Source organism: Litorivivens sp., assembly GCF_041625495.1.
Taxonomy (GTDB): Bacteria; Pseudomonadota; Gammaproteobacteria; order Pseudomonadales; family Spongiibacteraceae; genus Litorivivens.
In genome coordinates, this window is sequence record NZ_JBFJTH010000149.1 from 1 (window position 1) to 9,204 (window position 9,204).

General features: G+C 53.5%; 9 protein-coding genes. 1 reads left to right on the forward strand and 8 read right to left on the reverse strand.

What is annotated here, in order from left to right:
* Window positions 1–172: 172 nt before the first annotated feature.
* Complete coding sequence (locus tag ABYP39_RS14775; RefSeq protein WP_372748288.1) at window positions 173–529, reverse strand: hypothetical protein; 357 nt, start codon at window positions 527–529, stop codon at window positions 173–175.
* A gap of 245 nt (window positions 530–774) precedes the next feature.
* On the opposite strand from ABYP39_RS14775, the gene ABYP39_RS14780 reads away from it, so the two are divergent.
* Entirely contained in the window at window positions 775–1,182 is a 408-nt protein-coding gene (locus ABYP39_RS14780; protein WP_372748289.1) for a CBS domain-containing protein, read from the forward strand.
* 142 nt (window positions 1,183–1,324) lie between these two features.
* On the opposite strand, the gene ABYP39_RS14785 is transcribed toward ABYP39_RS14780, so the two are convergent.
* The 7 genes from ABYP39_RS14785 to ABYP39_RS14815 all read right to left on the reverse strand — a co-directional run bounded on the left by ABYP39_RS14785 (window position 1,325) and on the right by ABYP39_RS14815 (window position 8,746).
* Window positions 1,325–1,516 (reverse strand): CPXCG motif-containing cysteine-rich protein, encoded by a 192-nt coding sequence (locus ABYP39_RS14785; RefSeq protein WP_372748290.1) that lies wholly within the window; start codon window positions 1,514–1,516, stop codon window positions 1,325–1,327.
* A gap of 13 nt (window positions 1,517–1,529) precedes the next feature.
* Complete coding sequence (locus ABYP39_RS14790; protein WP_372748291.1) at window positions 1,530–2,915, reverse strand: hypothetical protein; 1,386 nt, start codon at window positions 2,913–2,915, stop codon at window positions 1,530–1,532.
* Window positions 2,916–3,267: 352 nt separating this feature from the next.
* Window positions 3,268–4,236, reverse strand: a complete 969-nt coding sequence (locus ABYP39_RS14795) for a porin (RefSeq protein ID WP_372783283.1) — start codon at window positions 4,234–4,236, stop codon at window positions 3,268–3,270.
* Window positions 4,237–4,351: 115 nt separating this feature from the next.
* Window positions 4,352–4,780 carry an Lrp/AsnC family transcriptional regulator gene (locus tag ABYP39_RS14800; RefSeq protein WP_372783285.1) on the reverse strand — a complete coding sequence of 143 codons (429 nt, stop codon included), beginning with the start codon at window positions 4,778–4,780 and terminating at the stop codon, window positions 4,352–4,354.
* A gap of 323 nt (window positions 4,781–5,103) precedes the next feature.
* Window positions 5,104–6,099 (reverse strand): 2-oxoadipate dioxygenase/decarboxylase family protein, encoded by a 996-nt coding sequence (locus ABYP39_RS14805; protein ID WP_372759486.1) that lies wholly within the window; start codon window positions 6,097–6,099, stop codon window positions 5,104–5,106.
* A 29-nt stretch (window positions 6,100–6,128) separates the two neighbouring features.
* Window positions 6,129–7,640: an aldehyde dehydrogenase family protein gene (locus ABYP39_RS14810; protein WP_372783287.1), complete on the reverse strand. Its 1,512-nt coding sequence runs from the start codon at window positions 7,638–7,640 to the stop codon at window positions 6,129–6,131.
* Window positions 7,640–8,746, reverse strand: coding sequence for a saccharopine dehydrogenase family protein (locus ABYP39_RS14815; RefSeq protein WP_372783289.1), 1,107 nt, complete (start codon window positions 8,744–8,746; stop codon window positions 7,640–7,642). Before ABYP39_RS14815 ends, ABYP39_RS14810 begins: the two co-directional genes overlap by 1 nt.
* Window positions 8,747–9,204 lie beyond the last annotated feature (458 nt).

Consider the following 9,204-nt stretch of genomic DNA (forward strand, 5'->3'; position numbering starts at 1 on the left):
AGGCTTGGCGAATTACTGCCCTTTTTGCCGCCCCAGGCTATGTGCACTCGCGGCGCGATCCAGCCGCCTTTTGGCGATACTGTCCAGTCGGGCACCCATTTCCTCCAGGTCTCGGCGAAACTGCCAGACTGCGGCCGCCAGAGCCAATGTCGCCAGCAGAATAAAACCTGTGCTAGCCCACACGAACAATTCGGGCATCCACTTCAATGCCGTTTTCCTCTAGCCCTGCTTTTAACTGATCGCGCGTCTGGTTCAACACGATGCGGCGCATCAAGCCGGGCGACAAGGTACTGACTTTGCCGCCAACCCAGGAGCGCTGCGCAACCACCGTTAATGGGTTGAGAATTTCCAGCGTTATCAGCGTGCGTGGCCCCTGCTCACCGAGTTCCGCTGGGAGATCGTGCGCTGAGAGTAGCTCAGACGCACTGCTGCGCAGTCTCGCTAGCTCTGAGTAAAGACGCCAGACTATTAAGGCCAACACAACCAAAAGCATGACATTGATAAAAAGCGCAATATAAAGCCAATTCATACAAACGTTCGATCCTGATGTTCAGGGGCGCCATTATGCCGCAAGCCGTGGTACAAGCGCCTGACTTAATTGGACAAAATGTGCACCGTTAGCGAATTCGTGGCAACGCGTTGCAACCGACAGGCGCCCCGCCGCAAACACCAATAGTTGACCGCAAGTCGCCGGAATAGCGGGATTTTTCCATAACGGTTTTCCTGCTTTTGGCGTATAGTAATTACATAGACAGAGGTTCAGGAGTTCGCAACATGACCCAATTACTGGTGAAAGATGTGATGATCGATAACCCGCCTTCGGTAAAGTGCGGCGAGTCGTTGGATGCTGCGGTTGAAAAGCTGATTCAGCACAGGCTGCTTGGCTTACCCGTGATTGACGAAAAAAAACAAGTTGTTGGTTTTCTGTCTGAGCAGGACTGCATCCACACCATGCTGATCAGCAGCTATCACTGCGAGGAGTCGCGCTCAGTAGACGACATCATGAGCCACCAAGTACTCACTGTAGGCCCCAACGAAAGCATCATTGATATTGCCCAGCGCATGGGAAAGGAAAAGCCTAAATCCTACCCAGTGGTTGCTGAGGGCAAGTTGATTGGCCTGTTAACGCGCGCCAATATTCTTCATGCGCTGTGGGAAAACCACGCTGAGTGCAGTATCTGAGGTAATCAGACGTTACCTTAGTGCAGCGACGCCATCGCCAGCCGGACGCGCTGCCTGCGCTCGCTTGCAAGGCAAGCCCCCACCAGCTCAACACTTCTGACGGGAACTGGTGGCGTTAAAGCCACCAACCAGCTTTAACGCTTCACGCGTTTTCGGCCACCAACTGAACTTCCAGTTCACCAGCTTCTCCTGAATACAGGCTCACAACAATTGGCTGGCAGCAGACAGAGCAGTCTTCCACATAACTGTCGCCCACCTGCATGCAATCCAGCAAGAGACTGATCTGTTGCCCGCAGTACGGGCACATAGCTGATCGTTCTTGCAGCGCTTCCATTGCTCACTCCAAGTCAGGGTCTGAGTCGACGATAGTCTTCATAGTGATGAATCGCAACGCCGCGGTATGCGGAATATTGCCCACGCAACCGAGCATTCACGCTTCGCAACACACTCTGCATGAAGCCGTCACCTTCTTGGCAGAATGTGATACTTGCAGGCTCGATACACATGGTTTCCACCCCGACAACCATGGATTTCCCCGTAGCGTTTGCATAGCGCAGCTCAGTATCTGCATCTGCCAAAATTCGGGCTTCGGTATCGCGATAGTCCATTAATGCGACGCCGTCTGTCGCATCTATAATCCATTCATGCAGGGGACGCGACTGTCCATAGCGGGGCACCATGTGGATGTCATACCAGACCGGCATATCGACAACCAGCGGCATAGAAACCGCCGCCAATCGACGGTCTGCTTCCTGGTAGAGGTCAATCAGTTGATTTGCCACACTGTTGCGGTCACCCTGCCACTGATGAATCAGGTGCGCTTCAATATCGAAGTGTACGGCATTTGGTCTCGCATCCGGGTAGCGACGGGTGAACTCAACAGCTTGATCAACCAGTGTAAGCACCTCGTGATGATTGTAGTACAGCGCCCATTCTGGTTTACCAAACACTAACTCCACCGCTATACCGCGTGCCTTTGCCATGCGAATAAATTCAGCCAGAGCTCCCTGATTGTGCAGCACCGGGGTACGCGCGTCGACATACAGTGCATTGAGCTCTCGATTGGCGGCAAAGGTAAACAACTCTTGGCGACGCTGGCTGTTGAGCACCGTGTCCGCCTTCCACACCCAAAGCCCGCGAGTGGCCGCTGCATTCGGTGCGGACGGTGCCGCACGCGCCGCCTCAGGCGGAGCCGCCGGTGACTCGTAACGCACATCCGACAGATAAATTCGATCAGTGCCATGGTTTGCGGTAAAGAACGGCACACCATTAGTCTGCGCAATACCCACATACACCGTGGTCACGTTGCTCACATCAAACCCGAGTGAGGCGCGATACCAGCCGCCCCCCTGCGCACTGAAACCCACTTCATGGCCTGGAGCTCGCGCACCGACGCCCCCAGTCACTAGATCAAAGTAAGTTCGACGAATTTCCCCACTACGCAACCGCGTAGCTAAGTAAACCCAACGCGCACCGGTATCTTTCATATACGCAGAAAATATGCGGTAACCACTGCCCTGCTGGGAAGCACTAAGGTCGTGTATGGCATCATGGGCGCCGCTGCCATAGGCACGCACTGAATAATAAGTCTTATTGGTTGGACCGGCGGGGCCGGCGCCCACCATCTCCACACGATTTTGACGTAGCTCAGTGAGCTGTTCTGCTTGAACATGGAATACAGTCAGAAGAATTAAGGCTAATAAAAAAGAGGTTCGAAAAAGGGCTTTAAACATTAAAGGGATCATCCACCGTAAATAATTACTGCCTGGCAAGTGACCGTCGTTCCAACAAATGACAGCTCGATACAACGCCTGCGCGCTGTATCGGGTTCAGGTTTTCACACGGGGAAAAGCTGGTTTGTTGAGTTATCGTTGTAAACGGTGTTTACAGGTTGTTATCGAAGGTCGCCGCCACTATCAGCGTCGATACTAGGTTCAGGTGAAATCGTTAGAAAGCGAAGAACGCTGCTAAAAAACCGGTTTGTGCGCTGCTTCATTGTTAACACGCATACTTAACCGCGAGTGACGTGCACACGCGACACACACTGTTGCCGCCCTGCAACGCCTTTTACATCGCTCCAAAATGCTATAAGGCGAAGCGAACACCGGCTTCCAAACTCACGAAATCAGCAACCGTAGAAGCCTGATGCCGATGCAGATTGGTATAGACAGTCAGCCTCTCTTGCAGCAAGAAATCTACGCCAATACTGCCAAGATACTCACTGCGCTGTTGGATATCAGATTTCCCGTATTGGGTTTTCACTAACCATTGCCCCATATCAAGCGCAACGCTGGCAATCTTAGCCAGCGCCGACGATTGAGCCGGACGCGATTCTCGCTCAACTGCAGCACCGAGTCGCACAACACCGGCAGTCCAGTGTGCTGCAATGCGCTGTCGCGACAAATCGTTGGCTTCAATGTGTCGCTCTGCAGCTACGGCGATACCTGCACCGTCGCGCTCTAGCCACAGCGCTGCCGAATAACCATCACGACGTTCCTCTCCTGCTGCGGTATCGCCGTTCTCAGAGGCCACCAGCGCCACCTCTGCACGTATCAGTGAAGACACAGGTGTTTGGTAGTACAACGTGTCACTGGTGCGAATATCACCATTCCAGAGTTCAGACGGATCACCTAAGGTATCCGAGAAAAGATCTACCGCGTTTGCCAAATGACGCAGTGGCGTTTCCATGACACCGGCCCTCAGCGTCCCCAAATGAGATTGCACCCCCAGAAAACTGTCGTTGCGCACAAAGGTGTCATTGCTGTCGCCATCCAGATCTACCTCATATTCCAACTGATAGATAACCGACACGTCCTCAGAGTGTTTGAAATCACCCGCTACACCGATATACGAGCCGCGACTGTCCACATGCCACCCGCCATCACCTCCCGTTTTGCTATAGCGCGCCCCCACATCAAACTGCCCGTAAAACCGCGCACTAGGCAGCTCATTGGCAACCGTTGACGGGCTGCCCAACAACAATACTCCACCCCACAAAAATGGGCGCAGCCATAGCGTGAAATGCACAAGATTCAAAACTGACAACTTAAACATTAAACCCGTTTTCCTATCATTGTTATGCGGGAATGGCTATGACAGAAACCTGTTGAGGCGCTACGTCGACTACGCACACGCGCGTACCCGCCACCTGACGCGAAGGCCGCCCACTTCAGAATTTTTCAAACTTGGTAGAGAAAACAATAAACGATCGCGTGGCCTGTACACCACTAACAGACCCAATACCGTCAATCAGGCAATCCATCTCTTCGTTGCTATCGGTTTCCAGTATGCCTATTAAATCGTATTCACCGCTAACCGCATATAGGCTCTGGAAACCGGGCATCGCCTCCAGCTCACCCACAATCGCACTGTAGCGACTTGGCTCGATGGTGATCATTATATGGGCGCGAATGCGTCGTCCTTTGAATTCCCGATTAAGGGTGAGACTGTAGCCTTCAATGATGCCTTTTTGCTCTAGCCGCTTCAGACGGTCTTTCAGCGTGGAGCGGGAAACGCCAAGTTGTCGCGACAATTCCGCTAGCGACTCGCGGGCATTTTTCTGCAGTAATGCAATCATGCGTCTATCGATTTCGTCCATTAATCACCCCTGAGCCCCCAACAGCCAGAGTCACCGGCATTTCGACATGGATGCCCGAAACGACCAACACAGCGACGCGACAGAGAAAATTAAACACCTGCTCGAGCAGAGACGCAATGGTAACGGAATGAATAACCGCATCTGGCGTTTTTTTGGGGGTGGCAACGGGTTACCTGTAACTGCTGTCTGACAGGGGACTATTAGCGCGTTAGCGGCGCAAGAGCCGCGACCACGGATGATGGGCTGCCCGCTCTACAACCTTGACTACACGGTTCACTTTAAGGGAAGCCACTTTAGACGCAGTAACTTTAGAAGCAGGAGCGTTAGGCCGCAGAATCCGTCATTTTAAAGATACCCTGAGCATTACTGGCGTCAAACCGGAGATCCAGAGAGCCGTCTGCAAGTCGGTCTCTGGAGATAAATTCGAAAAATGCGCCCGGAACCGGTACCAATTCGGCCAGCCCATCGTCATTCAGCAGCGGTCGCATGACATTGGCTGCGCGAAACGCGGTCTGGCGCACACTGCCCTGCGCCGAGACTTCCACCTTTTCTTTGATTGGGAGACCCCGCTTATGTGCCAAGTCAGAAAACGCGTCAACACTGTCAATACGATCGGTCACATGGTTGTAGGCACTACCTTCTGTGGCAATCCAGGCGGCCTCCGCAGAATACATTTTGAGTGTTTCGTAATGCGTTCTGCCGGGCAACGCGTGAAGGCGACGAAAGCAGGCCATCAGCTGCGGCAGCAAGCGCTGCGCTTCCGATAACGTGAGGCTGTTATTCACTGACAGCTTGTTGAGTAATTGCCGCGAGCCCTCAGACAAGGGGTCACACGCGCTGTCAAATACAGCGTGCGCCGCTGCCTGGAAAGTGCCATCAAACTGGCAGATATCAAGCTCGCTGACAAAGAACTGCCCAATCTCCTCGGGATAATCCCGATGGGTATAGGAGTAGCCCGTCATCTTAAGTCGTTTTAAGGGGTACACCGAATTCTGGTAATAGCCCAGCGGTTCCAGCAGGCGCGCAAAATGTCGGCGACCCGCGGGGAGACCGACTGCGGCACCCACAATAGAGCGCACCGCACCGTGATCAAGGAACAAGCGCTCACCCGCAGCACACCGCTCCGCTACATACATCGCCGCTAGAGGAACCCGCTCTAGCAAATCGGCCAGCAGCAGCAGGTTCAAGCTATGGGCAATTTCCCCGCGCTGACAAGCCGCGTCATCCGAAAACGCAGGATGCTCAACCATCGCCATCAGATTGTTAGCATCGCGCTCACCCAAGCACGCGCAAAGCATGGCGTTACAGTTAGAGAGCATGTTCTTGACTCCTCTGTGTATTACTCACGCTAATGAACGCTGCCATCGAGAATGGCGTCGATATCAAAATGGATACCCTGAGCTAACGGCAGCTCGCGGGAATAGTTAATGGTCGAGGTCATACGCCGCATATAGGCCTTCCAGGCATCGGACCCCGACTCCCGGCCACCCCCCGTTTCCTTTTCACCGCCAAAGGCACCGCCAATCTCGGCCCCACTGGTACCGATATTGATATTGGCGATTCCGCAGTCACTGCCCACGGCTGACAGAAAATGCTCGGTCTCACGCACGTCATTGCTGAATAAAGCTGACGACAATCCCTGCGGCACCGCGTTTTGCAAAGCAATCGCCTGATCGAACTCGCGGTAAGGCATCGCGTACAGTATCGGCGCAAAAGTTTCAGTCAGCATGAAGTCGTGTTGCTGGGTTACCTCAACCAACGCCGGCGTAACGTACCAGGCGTTATCAAACTCCAGATACACCCGCTCTCCGCCTAACACCCGGGCACCGGCACTGCGCGCGGCAACCAGACTACTCTGCATCGCTTTGTAGGCGTCGCCATCTATCAATGGGCCTACCAACGTTTCTGCCGACAGCGGATTGCCGACCGGAATAGCGCTAAATACCGATTTCAGTTTTTCGACAAACTGCGCATATACCTGCTCATGTATCAGTAAACGACGCGTTGTCGTACAGCGTTGTCCGGCGGTGCCCACCGCACCAAACACAGTAGCTCGCAGGGCCATATCAAGGTCGGCAGTGGGCGCGACAATGAGCGCATTATTCCCACCGAGTTCTAACAGGCTTCGTCCAAACCGAGCTGCAACGCGCTGGGCCACAATGCGCCCCATCGCAGTGCTACCGGTGGCACTGACTAACGCCACGCGTTTGTCGTCGACAAGGTGCTCACCAGCCAATGCGCCACCATAGACAACACTAACCAGCCCGTTGGGCACGCCGGATTCAACACCTTGAGCTACCTGCTCAAATAGATTGAGACAATACTTTGCGGTTAAGGGTGTTTTTTCCGAAGGCTTCCAGACCACCGCATTGCCACAGACCAAAGCAATTGCTGTATTCCATGCCCATACCGCTACCGGAAAATTAAACGCGGTAATAACACCCACTACACCCATTGGCTGCCAGCGTTCCTGCATATGATGCTCAGGGCGCTCCGAAGCAATGGTCAAGCCGTACAGCTGGCGCGACAAGCCCACCGCAAAGTCGCAGATATCGATCATTTCCTGAACTTCGCCCAAACCTTCCTGGTAAATTTTGCCGCACTCTCTGGTGACCAACTCAGCAAGCTCTGATTTGTGTAGACGAAGGGCTTCGCCCAGACGCCGCACAAGCTCCCCGCGCTGGGGCGCCGGAACACATCGCCATTGGTAGAAGGCACGTTGAGCCTGCGCTACTTTGTGTTCAACAGACGCCGCCGTATCCTGTTCAACACACCCAAGTAAGCTACCGTCAATAGGAGAATAAACATCGAGCCTTGCAGCCCCATCCAATCCAGCTACTTGTGCTACCCGAGTACTCATTACGCCACCTCACTGTGTTGATCTGGTGTAGAGCCACTTCGCGTGTTCATAAAATTACGCCCAAAGCGATTATCCAGAAAATCTTGCAAGCTCACCTGCTCTTGGCGAACGAACCCTTTGTCAGGTAGCTGGCCATTGGCCACCATATCCACCACGGCACAGACCCCGGACGCGGTAGTAAGCTGAATTCCACTGAGCCACTGCCCTGCATATTCGCGCGCGTAAATCTTATTGGCGTAGCTCTCCTGCAAGTAACGCCCCAGCTTCCAGCCTTTCACCGTGGCAAATACGACAATCACATCTTGCTGGGTGGCCGGTAAAGCATGTTCGAAAAGCTCCTTCAACAAATGCTGTCGGTCGGCAAGCTTCAAATCTTCCAACAACAATTTCATTAAGTCGCGGTGGCCGGGATAACGAATTGAACGGTAATTAAGACTGTTGACCTTGCCAGCAAGGGTTTCGCACAAGGTACCCAACCCGCCCGAGGTGTTAAACGCCTCATACTCAACACCGTCCAGTGAAAAATGTTCTAGTTGTTCAAGCGGTGGTACTTCGGTTAGCTCGCCATTAACAAGCGCTTCGCAAGGGCGGCAGTATTCGTTAATCAATCCTTCCGTGCTCCAGGTGAGATTGTATTTCAACGCATTGGACGGAAATTGCGGCAAGGCTCCCACGCGCAGTTCGACGGCATCGAGTGAATCAAACCCCTTGGCAAGATCATGGGCCACAATGGAGATAAATCCCGGCGCAAGACCGCATTGCGGCATCAGTACGCTGCTCGCCGTTTCGGCCAGAGCCTTGATGCTTCGGGTGCTGGCAACATCTTCGGTAAGGTCAAAATAATGAACCCCCAGCTCCGCCGCCACATGGCCAACACTGGCGGTTAGGTGATAAGGCAGAGCGCTAATCACTGCGAAGTGACTGCGTAAACACCGGCGCAGGTCGGCAACATCAGTGCAATCCAAGTGCCGGGTTGGAATACCACTGGCGCGCTCGAACTTTTGCAAGGCCAGTGCATTGGCATCACCTAGCGTTACCTGGTAGTCAGGCGTAGCAGAGAGCAAACGGGCAATCACACTACCAATTTTACCGCCGCCTAGAATCATCACTTTTTTCGCTGCTGTTCTCACGACACGCCTCCAGTGTTTTTCCAAAACGCCTGTCTACAGTAGCGCCGTTTCTGTTGCGGAAAACAGCTGCAAAATGTCACTGTTTGACTTACCGACACGCGCTTTTAGCGGCGAATCCGTCGAAATGACGGCCACGGGAGAAAGCGCTGATGTGAAAAGCGCCTACCTGGAGCGGATGCGCGTTTAAAGAGATAAGAAAATAAAGACGCGGGAAATGAATACTGCGTTATTGTATCGCCAAGATCGCGACAATTGGCTGCTAAGCGAGCGCACGCTCGCCTACGCTAACTGCATCATCTGAACCACGCCGTGGGAATGACCTGTCGGATATGAGTGATTGGTAATATACGCCCCTTCCTCTGAGGCGCCAAAATTGGCAGGGGCAGCAATTTCTTCGGGCTTTACGAATCGCCCTATTTTCATTTCACCTTGCA

Coding starts and splice junctions, on each gene's coding strand:
- ABYP39_RS14775 (WP_372748288.1), bottom strand. CDS start 529: ATGAATTGGCTTTATATTGCGCTTTTTATCAATGTCATGCTTTTGGTT.
- ABYP39_RS14780 (WP_372748289.1), top strand. CDS start 775: ATGACCCAATTACTGGTGAAAGATGTGATGATCGATAACCCGCCTTCG.
- ABYP39_RS14785 (WP_372748290.1), bottom strand. CDS start 1,516: ATGGAAGCGCTGCAAGAACGATCAGCTATGTGCCCGTACTGCGGGCAA.
- ABYP39_RS14790 (WP_372748291.1), bottom strand. CDS start 2,915: ATGTTTAAAGCCCTTTTTCGAACCTCTTTTTTATTAGCCTTAATTCTT.
- ABYP39_RS14795 (WP_372783283.1), bottom strand. CDS start 4,236: ATGTTTAAGTTGTCAGTTTTGAATCTTGTGCATTTCACGCTATGGCTG.
- ABYP39_RS14800 (WP_372783285.1), bottom strand. CDS start 4,780: ATGGACGAAATCGATAGACGCATGATTGCATTACTGCAGAAAAATGCC.
- ABYP39_RS14805 (WP_372759486.1), bottom strand. CDS start 6,099: ATGCTCTCTAACTGTAACGCCATGCTTTGCGCGTGCTTGGGTGAGCGC.
- ABYP39_RS14810 (WP_372783287.1), bottom strand. CDS start 7,640: ATGAGTACTCGGGTAGCACAAGTAGCTGGATTGGATGGGGCTGCAAGG.
- ABYP39_RS14815 (WP_372783289.1), bottom strand. CDS start 8,746: ATGATTCTAGGCGGCGGTAAAATTGGTAGTGTGATTGCCCGTTTGCTC.